This is a genomic window from Deinococcus malanensis (assembly GCF_014647655.1).
In the GTDB taxonomy this organism is placed as follows: Bacteria; Deinococcota; Deinococci; order Deinococcales; family Deinococcaceae; genus Deinococcus; species Deinococcus malanensis.
This window is the reverse complement of sequence record NZ_BMPP01000015.1, coordinates 78,921-93,850: the sequence shown is the minus strand read 5'-3', so window position 1 is coordinate 93,850 and position 14,930 is coordinate 78,921. Positions and strand designations below refer to the sequence as shown.

General features: G+C 62.9%; 13 protein-coding genes. 8 read left to right on the top strand and 5 right to left on the bottom strand.

What is annotated here, in order from left to right:
- Positions 1-76: 76 nt before the first annotated feature.
- Positions 77-1,078 carry an aldo/keto reductase gene (locus IEY49_RS16060; protein ID WP_189010609.1) on the top strand — a complete coding sequence of 334 codons (1,002 nt, stop codon included), beginning with the start codon at positions 77-79 and terminating at the stop codon, positions 1,076-1,078.
- Positions 1,079-1,185: 107 nt separating this feature from the next.
- On the opposite strand, the gene IEY49_RS16055 is transcribed toward IEY49_RS16060, so the two are convergent.
- Together IEY49_RS16055 and IEY49_RS16050 are read right to left on the bottom strand one after the other, a co-directional pair.
- The gene (locus IEY49_RS16055; RefSeq protein WP_189010607.1) at positions 1,186-1,692 is read right to left on the bottom strand and encodes a hypothetical protein; all 507 of its coding nucleotides are present in this window, start codon (positions 1,690-1,692) and stop codon (positions 1,186-1,188) included.
- 245 nt (positions 1,693-1,937) lie between these two features.
- Positions 1,938-3,110 carry a CaiB/BaiF CoA transferase family protein gene (locus tag IEY49_RS16050; protein ID WP_229780862.1) on the bottom strand — a complete coding sequence of 391 codons (1,173 nt, stop codon included), beginning with the start codon at positions 3,108-3,110 and terminating at the stop codon, positions 1,938-1,940.
- 353 nt (positions 3,111-3,463) lie between these two features.
- Here IEY49_RS16050 and IEY49_RS16045 point away from each other — a divergent pair, with 353 nt between their 5' ends.
- The 5 genes from IEY49_RS16045 (at position 3,464) to IEY49_RS16025 (ending at position 9,278) form a co-directional block, all read left to right on the top strand.
- Positions 3,464-4,219 (top strand): SDR family NAD(P)-dependent oxidoreductase, encoded by a 756-nt coding sequence (locus tag IEY49_RS16045; protein WP_189010604.1) that lies wholly within the window; start codon positions 3,464-3,466, stop codon positions 4,217-4,219.
- Between the two features lie 286 nt (positions 4,220-4,505).
- Positions 4,506-5,138, top strand: coding sequence for an RNA ligase family protein (locus tag IEY49_RS16040; protein ID WP_189010602.1), 633 nt, complete (start codon positions 4,506-4,508; stop codon positions 5,136-5,138).
- Positions 5,135-6,373, top strand: coding sequence for an AAA family ATPase (locus IEY49_RS16035; protein ID WP_189010600.1), 1,239 nt, complete (start codon positions 5,135-5,137; stop codon positions 6,371-6,373). The genes IEY49_RS16040 and IEY49_RS16035 overlap by 4 nt, the downstream gene beginning before the upstream one ends.
- A gap of 231 nt (positions 6,374-6,604) precedes the next feature.
- Entirely contained in the window at positions 6,605-7,546 is a 942-nt protein-coding gene (locus IEY49_RS16030; RefSeq protein ID WP_189010598.1) for an aldo/keto reductase, read from the top strand.
- Positions 7,547-7,931: 385 nt separating this feature from the next.
- Positions 7,932-9,278 (top strand): BCS1 and AAA domain-containing protein, encoded by a 1,347-nt coding sequence (locus IEY49_RS16025; protein ID WP_189010596.1) that lies wholly within the window; start codon positions 7,932-7,934, stop codon positions 9,276-9,278.
- Between the two features lie 23 nt (positions 9,279-9,301).
- Here the strand turns inward: IEY49_RS16025 and IEY49_RS16020 are convergent, their stop codons facing one another.
- From IEY49_RS16020 to IEY49_RS16010, 3 genes are all read right to left on the bottom strand, one after another.
- The gene (locus IEY49_RS16020) at positions 9,302-9,616 is read right to left on the bottom strand and encodes a cupin domain-containing protein (RefSeq protein WP_189010594.1); all 315 of its coding nucleotides are present in this window, start codon (positions 9,614-9,616) and stop codon (positions 9,302-9,304) included.
- A 151-nt stretch (positions 9,617-9,767) separates the two neighbouring features.
- The gene (locus IEY49_RS16015; protein ID WP_189010592.1) at positions 9,768-10,829 is read right to left on the bottom strand and encodes a Gfo/Idh/MocA family protein; all 1,062 of its coding nucleotides are present in this window, start codon (positions 10,827-10,829) and stop codon (positions 9,768-9,770) included.
- Positions 10,826-11,557, bottom strand: a complete 732-nt coding sequence (locus tag IEY49_RS16010; protein ID WP_189010591.1) for a ThuA domain-containing protein — start codon at positions 11,555-11,557, stop codon at positions 10,826-10,828. Before IEY49_RS16010 ends, IEY49_RS16015 begins: the two co-directional genes overlap by 4 nt.
- Before the next feature lie 415 nt (positions 11,558-11,972).
- On the opposite strand from IEY49_RS16010, the gene IEY49_RS16005 reads away from it, so the two are divergent.
- Positions 11,973-13,238: an ABC transporter substrate-binding protein gene (locus IEY49_RS16005; RefSeq protein WP_189010590.1), complete on the top strand. Its 1,266-nt coding sequence runs from the start codon at positions 11,973-11,975 to the stop codon at positions 13,236-13,238.
- A gap of 179 nt (positions 13,239-13,417) precedes the next feature.
- Positions 13,418-14,893: a choline-sulfatase gene (gene betC / locus IEY49_RS16000; RefSeq protein WP_189010588.1), complete on the top strand. Its 1,476-nt coding sequence runs from the start codon at positions 13,418-13,420 to the stop codon at positions 14,891-14,893.
- The last annotated feature ends 37 nt before the right edge of the window (positions 14,894-14,930 follow it).

The following is a 14,930-nucleotide window of genomic DNA, read 5'->3' as shown; positions in this document are numbered from 1 at the left end:
CCCTCTTGTTGACCGAGCCGAGAGAAAGCCCGAGTGTCGTTCACGCCGCATCCAATAGCCCCCTCGAGGAGACCCGATGTCCGCACACCCTTATGTTTCTGCTTCCGACCGCTATGACACGATGACTTACCAGAGAAGCGGGCGCAGTGGCTTGTTGCTTCCTGCCATTTCGCTGGGGCTGTGGCATAACTTCGGAGCGGCCGATCAGCTGGAAAATGCGCGGGCCATTCTGCACCGCGCTTTTAGCCTGGGGATCACGCATTTTGACCTCGCCAACAACTACGGGCCGCCTCCCGGCTCGGCAGAGGAAACCTTCGCTCAGGTGTTGTCCCGTGACCTGCGTCCCTACCGCGACGAGCTGATCATCTCCACCAAAGCGGGCTACGACATGTGGGCGGGACCGTACGGCAACTGGGGCTCGCGTAAGTATCTGGTCGCCAGCCTGGATCAGAGCCTGAGGCGCCTGGGCACGGACTACGTGGATCTCTTCTACCACCACCGGCCGGACCCGGAGACCCCGCTGGAGGAAACGATGGGCGCGCTGGATTTTATCGTCCGCAGCGGACGGGCCCTCTATGTCGGAATCAGCAATTACGGACCGGATCAGACCCGTGAGGCCGCGCGTATCCTGCGCGGACTGGGAACACCATGCGTGATTCATCAGCCGAGTTACAGCATGCTCAACCGCAGGGTGGAAACCGGGCTCCTGGCGGCGCTGCACGAAGAAGGAATCGGTAGCGTCGTGTTCAGCCCCCTGCAACAGGGACTGCTGACCGACAGATATCTCCGGGGAATTCCTGCGGACTCCAGGGCCGCGTCAGATGGAAGGTTTCTGCGTCCCGAGCACGTCACAGACGAAGTCCTGCAACGAACGCGCCAACTCAACGTTCTGGCAGCGGAGCGCGGTCAGACGCTGGCGCAGATGGCGATCGCGTGGGTGCTGCGGCGGCCGGAAGTAACATCGGCACTGATCGGTGCGAGCCGCCCGCAACAGGTCGAAGATGGCGTGCAGGCGCTGAAGAATCGTCAGTTCGGCGACGAGGAACTGGCACGAATCGACGACATCCTGAACGCCTGAGCTGCACTGGCCGGTCTGGAGGTACCTGCTTCAGCGCTGGAGCGCGGACCGGAGCACCGCTGATTCCACCTGCAGTTCCAGAAAAACCACTCCTGACAGCGCCGAACCTATGGCCGGGGCAGCTTGGTACTTACGATCTGCTGGAGCAGGTTCCTCAGCGAAGTGTTGATCGCGGCTGCCGACTGACCCAGGTCCGCAAACACCCTGGTGTCCTGGATGGTGGTCAGGTAGACCTGGGTGCGCAGGTCGGTTCTGTAGGTGTTGCCGGAGTATGTGGCCGCCTGCGTCACACGCGCGTTCGGGATGACCACGTGCAGCATGGTCGTCAGGACGTTGGCATTGCCTGCACGGACATGGGTTCCCTGGACATGGGTGACGAGCTTGCAGCCCCGTGGGTCCACAGGACGGAGGTTCAGCGCCTGAGCAAGTTGCACAAACGATTCCATGCCATACCGGGTGGCCACCTGATCAGCCTTTCCGGCGCTCCAGAAGCTCACGATCGGCGTCAGGCACAACCCCTGCAGGTTTGATGCACTGTAAGCAGGGGCAGGACGCTGCGCTCCGGCAGCACTCAGGGTTGTCAGAAGCAGCGTGCACAGCAGTTTCCTGGTCATATTCAACCTCCGGCACGCAGCTTAGCCTCACCGGTCCAGCGGAGAGCTTCTTGTAAGCATCGCCATAAGAAACCGCACAGACGCAGGGTGGCTCAAAGGCTGTGGAGGATTTCGGCGGCGCAGGATGCCACGCAGTTCGTACAGCCCGCAAGGGACCTGAGATCCCCCTGCTGGCTGCACACCACCCTCCGGGTTGCCGCGCCCCACGCCGACATAATTTGCCTGCGCAGAAGGAGCTTACAGACTCAGGAATCCGCAGCCGAGCCGAGCTTGAGCTCTTCGAAAATCTCCGAGGTGTGCTGACCGAGGGTCGGCGGTGCGCGTCTCACCGGCGGCCTGGCACCGTCCAGGTCCCAGGGGGGCGCAGTGACGGTCGTCATGCCCAGAGAGGCATGCTCGACCTCCACAGCCACTCCACGTGCCACCACGTGCGGGTCCGCGAACACCTCGCCCAGGTCGTTGACCGGACCACAGGGGACGCCGGCCGCTTCGAGCCGCTGCATCATTTCGGCCCTTGTAAAGTTGTCGAGCGCCACGAGCAGAATCTCTTCCAGGCTGTGGCGGTGCTCGACGCGGCCTTCATTGGTCAGGAACCGGCCGTCATTGGCGAGGTCGTGCAGGTCCAGACCGTGACAGAACCTCTGCCACAATGAATCGTTGCCCACCGCAATGTTGATAAAGCCATCGCCGCACCTCAGGGTGCCGTAAGGAACGATGCTGCGGTGTTCGTTGCCGATGGGACCCGGTACTTCACCGACCGCAAGGTACCGGCTGACCTGACTGGATCCCAGCGCGATGACGCTCTCCAGCAGGTTGACGTCCAGCCGCTGGCCCACGCCGGTGCGCTCCCGTTGATAGAGGGCCGCCAGGATGGCCTGGGTCAGCAGGGCACCGGAAAACACATCAGCCACTGCCACGCCCACACGCAACGGGGGCCGACCTTCCTCGCCGTTGTAGCTCATCAGGCCGCCCATGCCCTGCGCAATCACGTCATAGCCGGCGCGGTCACGGTAGGGACCGTCCTGCCCGAAACCCGACACGCTGGCATAGATCAGGCGCGGATGCCGCTCGTGAAGGGCCTCCCACCCGAAACCGAGGCGGTCGAAGGTCCCCGGCCGGAAGTTTTCGACCAGGATGTCGGTCTCGGCAATCAGGCGGGCAGCGACCTCCTGGCCAGTCTGGGTCTTCAGGTCCAGGACCACGCTGCGCTTGTTCCGGTTCACACTCAGGAAATAGCTTGATTCCCGGCCCTGGGCGGACGTCTGAAATGGAGGTCCCCACCCGCGGGTATCGTCGCCCTGGGGGGGCTCGACCTTGATGACGTCGGCACCCAGGTCACCCAGCAGCATGGTGCAGAAAGGTCCGGTGAGCACGCGCGTGAAGTCGGCGACCCGGATGCCGGCCAATGGCAGTGTCACAGCCCTCTCCAGACGCTCTGGCAAGGGCCGCTCACAGGCGAGAATCCCAACATGGCGCCCCACAGCTTCCGCAAACCGGACTGACATCCGGGGAGCGCGCCCAGGGGGCGACTTCGTAGCCATTGGTCAGTCTTGTGCGGACCCCAGGGCACCTGAAGCGCGAAGCTGCAGACCGTGGGCATGTGGTGCGTTCAACATTCTTCATTCATGCCTCCAGCAGGATGAACTCCTTCCCTGCTCCGGCTCTATTGTGCATGGCGTCCTGCGGCCCTCACGAACAGCCGCCGAGAGCAATCCGGGCCCGTGAATGTCGCCCGCTCAGCCCCGCGCCAGCAGAGGGCACAATAGGAACCATGCTCGACTTGACCGGAAAGGTAGTGCTTGTGACGGGAGGCTCACGTGGCATCGGGGCGGCCACTGCACGGATTCTGGCAGGGGCCGGTGCCCAGGTCATCATTCATTACGGGCAGAGTGCGGATCAGGCCCAGACGCTTGTCAGGGAGCTTGGTGACGCGCACGCCGTCGCCATGGGTGCGGACCTCACGCAGCCCGGAGCAGCAGCAGCACTCTTCCAGGAAGCGCTCTCGTGGCAGGGCCGGATTGACGTGCTGGTGAACAACGCCGGCATTGCCCCGAGCGTGACGGTCGATGACGGGATGGATAGATGGGCCGGCACCTGGGCAACCACCCTCCAGGTCAACCTGGTGGCGGTGGCCGACCTGTGCCGGGAAGCGATCCTGCACTTCCGGGAACGTCAGGGCGGAATCATTATCAACGTGGCAAGCCGGGCGGCTTTTCGTGGCGACAATCCCGACGCCATGCATTACGCGGCGTCCAAGGGCGGCGTCATTGCCCTGACACGCTCGATCGCTCGCGGCTATGCACGGGAAAATATCCTGGCCTACGCGGTGGCTCCCGGGTGGGTCCGCACGGAGATGGCTGAAGGGTATCTCCGTGACCACGCAGCAGAAATCGCGCGGGACATTCCCCTGGGCGACGTGGTGCCTCCAGAGGAGGTGGCACATACGATTGCGTTTCTGACCTCAGGGCTGGCGCGGCACATGACCGGAGCGACCCTGGACCTCAATGGCGCTTCGTATGTTCGCTAACTCCGGAGGCCAACTGCTGGGCCTCCCGCCTGCCAGACTCCTGGTGTCAAGCAGCCCCCACCCGGTTTGTGGCCCCCATCATCCTGTGGGTCTGCCGGACAGCACCGGCTGTGAGATTTAAATGCATCACAGTGGCCGCTTGATTTTGCTGCCCTGGGTACATCTCACCTTGCGTGCCTACGGGCAGTTTCGCCCTATGACTGCGCCAGATGGCCAAGGAATCCTGGCCATCTGACAGTGGCTCCTTTATGGGACCAGAGGCTAGATTTCCTTCTGGAGTCTGCCTATGTCTACCCGCATCAAATATCCTCGCACCCCCCATCTCCCCTGGTCTCCTGGTGCCAGTGGGGACGACACGCGCATGGCGGACACCCGCCAGTTTGAGGGGCGCGAGGTTGTGATCACGGAAAAGCTCGACGGAGAAAACACGACCCTTTACCGTGACGGGATGCATGCCCGGTCGCTCGATCCACGGCCGCACCCCTCACGCGACTGGGTCAAGGGACTTCAGGGACGCATCGGGTACCGACTTCCGGCAGGCTGGCGCGTGTGCGGAGAGAATCTGTTCGCGCGGCATTCTCTGGCCTACGACAGCCTGGAATCCTACTTCTACCTGTTCAGCATCTGGGACGACACGAATTCGTGCCTGTCATGGAACGAGACCTGCCAGTGGGCCGCAGAGCTGGGTATACCCACACCACCAGAGCTGTACCGCGGGCCCTGGCACGAACCGACAGTGCGGCAGCTGAAGGTGGACGACCAACAGATGGAAGGGTACGTGGTCCGGACGGTCGACGGTTTCGTGTTCGGCGACTTTCAGAAATGCGTGGCGAAATGGGTTAGGAGCGGGCACGTGCAGACCGGTGACCACTGGCTGCACCAGGCTGTCGTGCCCAACCGCCTCCGGGAGACACGGTGAGGCCCTTTCTGACCGAGTGGCACGCGGGCGCCCGTCCGGACTTCGTTACTGTCGCCGAACAGCTCCGCGACACGCTTCCGCTGTTGACTGAACTGAAGACCACGCCACAGGACGCCGAGTGGCACGCCGAGGGTGATGTAGGCACGCACACGCATCTGGTCCTGCAGGAGGCGTATGACATTGCAGACCGGGAAGGGCTCATGCCGGACGAGCGCTTCGTGCTGGTGCTCGCCGCAGCCCTGCACGATCTGGGAAAGGCACTGACCACCCGCCGGGCGGAGGACCGCAACGGACAGGCCCGCATCATCTCGCCCCGGCACGCGGACCGGGGACGATCATATCTGGCGTACCGCCTGCCGGAACTCGCTCTGCCCTATCCGCTGATTCAGCAGGTGATGGCCCTGGTGGGGCACCATCACGACCTGTCACGCACCTTGAGCGCCGGGACCGAACCAGCCTACCGGCGCCTGGCCCGGCAGGTGGGTCTGCGCACGCTCTATCTGCTGGAGGTGGCCGATATCCGGGGACGTGTCGCCCCGGACCGCGAATCCAAGCTGGAGGATCTGGAGCTGTTCCGGCTGGGCGCTGAGGAATACGGTCTGTGGAATGGAAGTGACCCCTACGGCCCGTGGCGCGAGCTGATTGACGCCGAGCTCGCTGCCTTTTCCGCCGGATACCGGGACCTCGTGTTCGGCCAGGGAGTCATGGATTATGAGGCCGGGCTGATCCAGACCCCTCACGAGGCGATTGCTCGTGCCTATCCGGCCCGCGCCGGCTTTCCACAACTGGTGGTGACCTGCGGCCCAAGCGGCGCGGGCAAAAGCTCCTGGGTTGCCGAGCACTGTCCTGACCACGCTGTGGTGTCGCTGGACCTGCTGCGGGATCAGCTGTCCGGCAAACGAGCCGATCAGAGCGTCAACGGCCGGGTGCTTCAGGCCGCCAAGGAGCAGCTGAAGACCTCACTGCGGGCCCGCAGGCCGGTCGTGTGGGACGCCACCAATACCCGGCGGGACTTCCGGAACGTGCCCCTTGGGCTGGGGCTGGACTACGGGGCACTGACCACCCTGGTGGTCTTCCAGCCCCCACTGCACAGCATCTTTGAGCGCAATCCCACGCGGGTTCATGCCGTGCCCGCGAGCGTGGTTGCCAGTCAGGTGGCAAACGCGGAGTTTCCTTACGTTGTCGAAGCTCACCGGACAGTGACGCTGGATGAGTACCTTCGCCCGGTCTCCTGAAGACATCTGGTCGCTCCGGAGCAGTAACGTGAAATGGGCCATCTTCTGTGGCCGGATGCCCAGGCGTGCCCAGTGTGCACTCATTTCCGGAGCGCCAGTACATCTCCGCATAACCTGATGTTCCCCCATTCTGGCGGCGCGCCAATACGGCAGTGCACTGGATAAGACCCTGCAGGACAAAAAATTCGTACGACTAAGGCAGGTCCGCCGCCCGCTGGCATAACATGCTTCATGCAAACACGCGTGTTGGGTCACTCCGGCCTGAAAGTCTCGGTGGTCGGTCTCGGGTGCAACAATTTCGGTGGCCGCCTCGATCAGGCCGCCACCACCGCCGTGGTCAGACAGGCCCTGGACCGGGGAATCACGCTGTTCGACACTGCGGACATCTACGGCAACCGGGGTGGGTCAGAAACCATGCTGGGCAAGGCGCTTGGCGCCGAGCGACAGCAGATCGTTCTGGCCAGCAAATTCGGGATTCCGATGGACGACAGCGGGAAGATGCAGGGTGCCCGTCCCGCTTATGTCCGTCAGGCACTCGAAGCGAGCCTGCAACGGCTCGGCACCGATTATCTGGACCTGTACCAGTTGCACCGCCCAGATCCGGAAACGCCTGTTGAAGACACGCTGGGCGCCCTTGATGAACTGGTGAAAGAGGGGCTGGTGCGCGCGGTGGGGGTGTCCAACATGGACGCTGCGGGAGTTCGCGCCGCCGATGAAACGGCCCGCCGGCTTGCCTTGAGCCGGGTCACCTCCTGCCAGGACGAGTACAGCCTGCTCGTGCGGGACATCGAGAGCGAACTGCTGCCCACCATGCGGGAACTGAACATCGGTCTGCTGCCCTACTTCCCCCTGGCCAGCGGCCTGCTGAGCGGGAAGTATCACGCCGGGCAGCCACTGCCGGAGGGAGGGCGCATTTCCGGCTCGGAAGGTGCGCAGAACCGGTACCTGACCGAGCGCAACTGGACGGTCGTCGAACAGCTGCGGCAGTTCACCCAGGACAGGGGACACAGTCTCCTGGAACTGGCTTTCAGCTGGCTCCTGGCACAAGACGTGACCAGCAGCGTGATCGCCGGTGCAACGCGGCCTGAACAGATCGACCAGAACGTCGAGGCCGCCGGGTGGGTCCTCACGTCTGATGAGCTGGCGGAGGTCAACCGGATCACGTCTGCCTGACCGCTGCCGGGTCCACAGCTGGGCTGAGCAGGTCATGCGAAAGCCTGCACCTCGACCGACGGCTCGCTCCACCCCACGGCACCCGGGTCGGATGCCGAAGCATCCCTCCATCATGGCTGCCGGATCCACCCCACCTGAGCACTCGACCGAGCAGCGGCCCGGCCTAGACCAACTCGGTCATGTCGCCTGTTTTCGTCTCCGCCATCCGGCCCAGGCGCCTGCACCAGCGCAGCTCTAAGCTGAGTTCAGGCACTTTTCCGTGTTGAGTCCCGGCCCCGGTTGCCGGGGATCCACGTTGTTGCCATGCCATTCCTGGCGCTCGACATTCCCTCAAGCACTGCCCTGATCGGGGCGGTGCCGGCCACTCTCATGCATTGGATGCCCCATGACCTTTCCTAACGTGACAACTCTCCTGAACGAACTGCGCCACCTGATCAGCCAGACCCTCGCCACCAACGAACTGGCGCAGGGCGGCCTGCTGATCGCAACCCTGAGCGCGGCCGCCCTGTATGCCAGGACGCTGCCCGTGGCCCTGTGGACACTCGCCAAACGCCACCTGACCTTTACGCTTGACGTTCAGGGCGACGATTCGGCCTTTCCGTGGCTGGCCGCGTGGCTCGCCGCACAGCCTGTAGGGCACCGGTTGCGTCACCTTGGCGTCGTCACCCGCTTCAACGAGCAGATGGGTGGGCAGAACCTGACCCTGGGCACCGACCACGATGGAGATGAGATCAACGTCCGCCTCGTGCCGCTGAGCGGACAGGTCCTGCTGCGTTTCCGGGGACACTGGATTCTGGCACGGCCTGAACGGCAGCAGCGCAAGGGTGACAGCGACCGTCTGCTGGGCTATTCGCACAGCCTGACCTTCCGCATGCTCGCCGGGGCCCGGGCGGTGATTCCCGACCTGTTACAGGAGGCGTATGACTTCACGGCCGGCCGGGCAGACGGAAAAGTCGAGATTCACGCTCCACAGTACGAGGGCTGGGCCCTGGTCGAACGCCGGCCTGCCCGCCCGTTGAGCAGCCTGATCTACGACACCGATCTGGTCAGCGGACTGCACAGCGATCTCGCCGCGTTCTTCGCGGACCGGGACTGGTACGCCAGCATGGGCATTCCGTACCGCCGGGGGTACCTACTGCATGGTCCGCCCGGTAACGGCAAAAGCAGTCTGGTGGCCGCACTGGCTGGAGCATTCGGTTTGAACGTGTGCGTGCTGAATCTGGCGACCCCTGACCTGAGTGATGACCGTCTGACCCGTCTGCTGGCCAACCTGCCGCGCCGTGCGCTGCTGCTGCTGGAAGACATTGACGCCGTCTTTCTGGGACGTGAGCCTCGTGCACCGGCCGTCAAGTTGAGCTTCAACGGCCTGCTGAATGCTCTGGACGGTGTGGCTGCCGGTGAGGGGCGGGTGACGTTCATGACCACCAACGACCTCGCCGGTCTGGACCCGGCTCTGATTCGCCCCGGACGTGCCGACCGGCACCTGCTGATTGCCAACGCCACGCAGGCTCAGCTGTGCGGCATGCTGCGCCGGTTCTGGCCTGACTGGGCCGTGGAAGATGCCCAGGCCCTGGCCAGCCGGATTCCGGATGGGGCACTGAGCATGGCCCGCGTGCAGGAATACCTGCTTGAACGCCGGGCCGATGAGTCCGCCGTACGACGTGACTGGGATGCGCTGTACCTGCCCAGATCATCCGGCTGCCCTACCCGGCTAAGGCTCAGGGCCGGGTAGGGCAGAGTGAGCGCTGCGGGGACTCAGCGGTCTTTCAGTTCGATAACCAGGTTGCGGTAGGGCGCGTCACCCATATTGACCAGTGGTTGGTGCACCAGACCCTCCCCGGCCTCAAGAAACACCACCTGGTCTGTCTCGTAGCGCACATCCTGGTTCTGGGTGGGATCCACCGGATGAACGTGCCGCAGCTGGCCACCTTGAATCACGATGAACACGTAGTCGAGCCGGTGAATGTGGGCTTCAAGAGTCTCCCCCGGCACCAGGGCGAGATCCCACACCCGCACGCGGTCGTTTTCGAACATCAGCCGGGTGCCGACCTGCTCAGCTGGTGGAGTCATCCTGCCTCCTCGGGGTGCGTCGTGTAGACGGGTGCATCTCCCTGCACAGTCCGGGGATGTGCCTCTGCGTCCTGCGCACCGTAGTGCCTGTATCTGGCGCTCTTCGGTTGACCTCTGTCGCGACGATCATCCGGGCTACCGGTGCGTGTCCCTAAACCGCCGGACCAGTTCCGCTCTCAGCACGGTCCTGCGTCATGAGGACCGGTTGGCCCAGCCGGGCGCTGGTGTAACTGGCCTGAATCAGCCTCACGGCTTCCAGGCCGTCCTCGCCCGTGCAGACCACCTCGCGGTCTCCCCGGATGGCTTCCAGAAAGGCCATGACCCCCCGTGCATGAGGTTCCAGCCCTGCGTAGCGGTAGGTGGTGGCGTCCACCTCCGCGAATGTCGTGCCGGGGGAGGAACGGAACACATGGCGCATCTCCGGAGTTCCGGTGCGGTTGGTGTATTCCAGTGCACCCCGGGTTCCGTAGATCCAGAAACCCTCCTCCCAACCGGTGGCTGTCCAGGCGTTTTCGACCACCCCTAGGGCACCGGACTCGAACTGCAGCGATACGACCGAGGTGTCCTCGACTTCCACGTCGAACCCCAGGGTGGCGGTGCGGGCATACACCTCGCGGACCTCGCCGCCGAAATAGCGCGCGAGGTCCATCATGTGGCTTCCGTTGTCCAGCAGCGTGCCTCCACCGGCGTGCTCCAGGCTGCCGAACGAGGGCCGCACCGTCAGGGCTCCGCCCCAGTCATGCGCCTGACGCAGCCGCAGGTACGTCACCCGGCCCAGGGCACCGGAGTGAATCAGCTCGTGGGCCTGGGCGGCGTACGGATTGGTCCGCAGGTGATGTCCGGTCTGAAGGAGGACGCCGGCCTGATGGCACGCGTCAATCATCTCCCGGGCCTGGGCCAGCGACAGTGAAATCGGCTTTTCACACAGCACATGCTTGCCGGCCTGTGCCGCAGCCACAGTCACCGGATGGTGCAGAGCGTTGGGCAGGCATACCGATACCGCCTGAATTTCCGGATCGTTCAGGAGGGACTGGTAGTCCTGATAGCCACGTGGTACCGACCAGTGCAACTGAGCCTGCTGCAGGGCGGAGGCATGCACGTCGGCGGCAGCGACGACCTGCGCTCCGGCTGCCGCGTACCCCTCGAAGTGGAAGCGCGATACTCCACCCACGCCGATAACGCCCACCTTGATGCCCTCTCCGGGCCGCGTCATGAGCCGGCTCCTTCGAGAGGCTGGGCATGGCCGAAAGCACGCGGCGTGGACCGCACGGTGGGGGCCGCCCAGTGCACGGCATTGCGCAGCACGCGCTGGACGTCGGGGTGGTGGTAGGTCGGGTGCGTCTCATGCCCTGGACGGAAGTAGAAGATTTTGCCTCGGCCGCGCTCGTAGCACGCTCCGCTGCGGAACACCTCTCCACCGGTAAACCAGCTGATAAAAACCAGCGTATCGGGAGCAGGGATGTCAAAGTGCTCGCCGTACATCTCCTCGTGCTCCAGCTGGATGTATTCACCGACCCCTTCCACGATGGGGTGCCCCGGGGACACCACCCACAGACGTTCCCGGTCGTTGCCTTCGCGCCATTTGAGGTCGCAGGTGGTGCCCATCAGCCGTTTAAAGATCCTGGAAAAGTGGCCAGAGTGCAGCACGATCAGCCCCATGCCCTCCATGACGCGGTCGTAGACGCGCTCGACAACCTCATCACGCACCTCGTCGTGCGCCAGGTGGCCCCACCACAGGAGCACGTCCGTCTGACCGAGCACCTCTGCCGTCAGACCGTGTTCGGGCTCGTCGAGGGTAGCGGTCCGGACGTCGACGTCCTCCCCTGCAAGAGCGCCGGCGATCACGGCATGAATGCCCTGCGGGTAGTGTTCCTGAACCTTCGGATTGCGCTGCTCATGACGAAATTCGTTCCAGACAGTCACTCTGATGCGGCTGTTCATAAAAACCTCCAGGCGTCCCTTCCAAGATTGCCAGAACCAGGCGAACATCAAGCCGGACTGGTCTTGGGCGAGTGTTGGGGGTCGCGCCAAAAGCCACAGAGCCCCGAGAATGGCGCGCAGGAAGGCACATCAGGGCAAGAAAGCCCCACGGCCCAGATTTCCGAATCAGGTTTTGCAAAGGGCCACATCCCTCAGTCCCCTAACCAAAGCTCCCGCAGAGGCCTTGGAGAGCCTGTCGACAGCCTGATCCACAGGGAGGGTCTACCGGACCGGCACCTCCGATGGAAATACTTCCTGCCACACGGCAGTCCTCCCAAGAAAACCTAATTTCTCCTTGACGGAACCTTAGTTTTTTTATACTATTAAAGAACGAATGAATTGAATATGTCGCTCACAGCGATACAGGAGGCAAGTTATGAAGCGCAAAATTCTTATTGTCACCGGCCTGCTATTCGGCCTGAACGCGTTGGGAGCTCCCGCCGCCGCCCAGAAAGTCAACCTCAAATTCTCTGCTCACTGGCTCAGTGAACAGCGCCGTCCTACCATCACCCGTATCGTCAACACCTGGAACCAGCGCAACCCCAACATCCAGGTGGAGTACACCGGCGTTCCCTTTGACCAGATCATCACCAAAACGGTGGCTGGCGTGGCAGCAGGCAACGCTCCAGACGTCGTTGTCATCGACATCCGGAGCGGCAAGCAGCGCGCCGCGAAAAACCAGATCCTGAACCTGAGTGCACTGGGGGCGGACAAGCTCAAGAGCGGCTTCTTTGCGAACCTGTGGAACACTGGGACGTACAACGGCAAGCAGTATGCGCTGCCCTTCGTGACGGATACCCGGGTGCTGTTCTACAACAAGGCGGCATTCAAGGAAGTCGGGCTCGACCCGAACAAGCCTCCCAAGACCTGGGATGAACTGTGGAGCTACGCCCTGAAGCTGGACAAGAAGGACGGCAACCGCTGGGTCCGCATGGGATTCCACCCCAACTTTGGGGAGTTTGGGTACTCCGGCTGGGTCACCAACGCGGGCGGAAGCTTCTTCGACAAAGACAATGAAGAGGCGCGTGCGAACAACCCCACTGCTGTCAAGGTCCTGAACTGGATGAAGAAGTGGACCGACAAGTACGGTGCCAACAACTACGCTGCCTTTAGGGCGTCCTTCGGCGGCGGAGCTCAGGATGAGTTTATGTCCGGCAAGGTCCCCATGGTGGTGCGCAACGGCAATTACCTGACCACCCTGAGAGTCAACGCGCCCAATATGCAGTACGGCTTTGTGGCAGTGCCAACCGAGGATGGTAAGCAGGACGGAGCGAGCTCGTGGGGCGGCGGATTCAACATCGAAATTCCCCGCAGCACCAAACATCCCAAGGAAGCATTTGCCTTCGCCAAGTATCTGGCCACAGAAGGCGCCAAGGTCTGGGCGGCGGAGCAGAACGACCTGCCCGGCTATCAGGTCGCGCGTCTGGCCAACAAGAACCCCAATTTCACGAAGCTGTCCAACAACCTCAAGTACACCTACGTAGACACGGTACCGGTGTACGCACCCTCCTACGAAAGCGCCATCAACAAAGCTGTGGATGATGTGCTGCTGCGCAATAAGGACGCCAAAGACGCGCTCGACGAAGCGCAGGCAGCCATTGCCAAGCAGGTTGCCGACGGCAAGCGCGACGCAGCCCGCTGAACCAGGGCCAGTCGCAACAGACCGAGTGATCCGAGAGCAATTAAGCAGTGACAGGGCAGCAGGCGCCCTGTCACTGCTTTTCAACTGTGGTGTGACGGCCGTGCCAGGTTCCCTATTCTGGGCCGCTGACTCCGCACATCAGTCCTGAGTTTTGCCTTCGATACCTCCAGGGAGACGGCATGTCACAACCGAACATCCTCATGATCATGGTCGACCAGATGGCGCACAACGTCATTGGTCACCTGGGCCATCCCGCCGTGCTGACGCCGCATCTTGACCGCCTCGCGGCCCGCGGCGTGGCCTTCACCTCCACCTATTGCAACTCACCCATCTGTGTTTCATCCAGGACCGCGTTCATGACCGGCACGCTGGTCAGAGACAATGGAGCCTACGATAACGGCTCTGAGTTTCCGGCCAGCATGCCGACCTTTGTGCACCAGCTCAACCAGGCCGGGTACCAGACCATTCTGTCGGGCAAGATGCACTTTGTCGGTCCGGATCAGCTGCACGGGTTTCAGGAGCGGCTGACCAGCGACATCTCCCCTACTGGCCTGGACCTGACCCCCGACTGGACACGGGGGCCGCACGCCAATGAAGGCACGAGTGTCAACCGCTTACGCTACCCGCCAGTCAGGCCCTGGAGTCTGCAGATGTCGTACGACGACGAGGTGCTGCACAGCACCCTGGTGCGTCTCCGGCAGCTGGGTGCAGACGCGGAGGATGAGAATGCACAACCGTTTTTCCTGTGTGCGTCATTTAGTCATCCGCACGATCCGTTTCTGGTACCGCAGGCGTACTGGAACCTGTACGAGGACAGACCCATCCCGCCACCCGAGGCACCAGCCGCAGACTTTGCGTCGCTTCATCCCTACAGCCAGTGGATTCAGATTCACCATGAGGTAGACCGCTTTCCCCTGAGCAGCACCGAAACGCTTCAGGCGCGCCGAGCATACTACGCAGCCGTGAGCTATATGGACAGTCTGGTGGGTCAGCTGCTGGACGAGCTTGACCGGCTGGGCCTGGACAACACCCTGGTGGTCTTTACCAGCGACCACGGTGAGATGCTGGGCGAGCATGGCATGTGGTTCAAGCGTACGTTTTACGACGGCGCCACCAAGGTGCCGCTGATCGTGGCTCTTCCAGGGGAGCGTCAGTCATCCCTCCGTACGGAAGTGGTTTCGTTGGTTGACCTTACCGCGACCCTGCTGGACTACGCGGGCGTTCCGCAACGGCCAGCGTACGGGCTGCCCCCGGCCGGACAGAGTCTGCGCCCATTGCTTGAAGGACGCAGCGGGGCATGGCCCGACCGCGCCATATCGGAGTATTTCTCTGAAGGTACGGTCGAGCTCATGCTGATGCTGAGGGCCGGCAGACACAAATTTGTCTACGTGCACAACCACGCTCCGCTGCTGTTTGACCTTCTAGAAGATCCGCATGAGCTGCGTGACCTGGCGGGCATACCTGAAAATGAGGAGCTGTGCCGCACCTTGCAGGCAGAACTGCTCGCCGAGCTGGATCTGGAGGAACTGCGCACTTGCATTCTCGACAGCCAGCAGCAGCGTCTGCTGGTCGTGGCAGGTTCGGCAGGAACATCAGGCTGGCGCCATCAGGTGACTCGTGACGCCTCGCGGCTCTACCGGCGGGCGTCGTCGTGAGGTCAGGACAATCTGCTGATGAAGGTACCCAGCTCAC

What these genes read in the sequence shown, in the direction of transcription:
- IEY49_RS16010 (WP_189010591.1), bottom strand. Translation starts at nt 11,557, where the DNA reads ATGAACAGCCGCATCAGAGTGACTGTCTGGAACGAATTTCGTCATGAG.
- IEY49_RS16060 (WP_189010609.1), top strand. Translation starts at nt 77, where the DNA reads ATGTCCGCACACCCTTATGTTTCTGCTTCCGACCGCTATGACACGATG.
- IEY49_RS16055 (WP_189010607.1), bottom strand. Translation starts at nt 1,692, where the DNA reads ATGACCAGGAAACTGCTGTGCACGCTGCTTCTGACAACCCTGAGTGCT.
- IEY49_RS16040 (WP_189010602.1), top strand. Translation starts at nt 4,506, where the DNA reads ATGTCTACCCGCATCAAATATCCTCGCACCCCCCATCTCCCCTGGTCT.
- IEY49_RS16025 (WP_189010596.1), top strand. Translation starts at nt 7,932, where the DNA reads ATGACCTTTCCTAACGTGACAACTCTCCTGAACGAACTGCGCCACCTG.
- IEY49_RS16005 (WP_189010590.1), top strand. Translation starts at nt 11,973, where the DNA reads ATGAAGCGCAAAATTCTTATTGTCACCGGCCTGCTATTCGGCCTGAAC.
- IEY49_RS16015 (WP_189010592.1), bottom strand. Translation starts at nt 10,829, where the DNA reads ATGACGCGGCCCGGAGAGGGCATCAAGGTGGGCGTTATCGGCGTGGGT.
- IEY49_RS16045 (WP_189010604.1), top strand. Translation starts at nt 3,464, where the DNA reads ATGCTCGACTTGACCGGAAAGGTAGTGCTTGTGACGGGAGGCTCACGT.
- IEY49_RS16020 (WP_189010594.1), bottom strand. Translation starts at nt 9,616, where the DNA reads ATGACTCCACCAGCTGAGCAGGTCGGCACCCGGCTGATGTTCGAAAAC.
- IEY49_RS16030 (WP_189010598.1), top strand. Translation starts at nt 6,605, where the DNA reads ATGCAAACACGCGTGTTGGGTCACTCCGGCCTGAAAGTCTCGGTGGTC.
- betC (WP_189010588.1), top strand. Translation starts at nt 13,418, where the DNA reads ATGTCACAACCGAACATCCTCATGATCATGGTCGACCAGATGGCGCAC.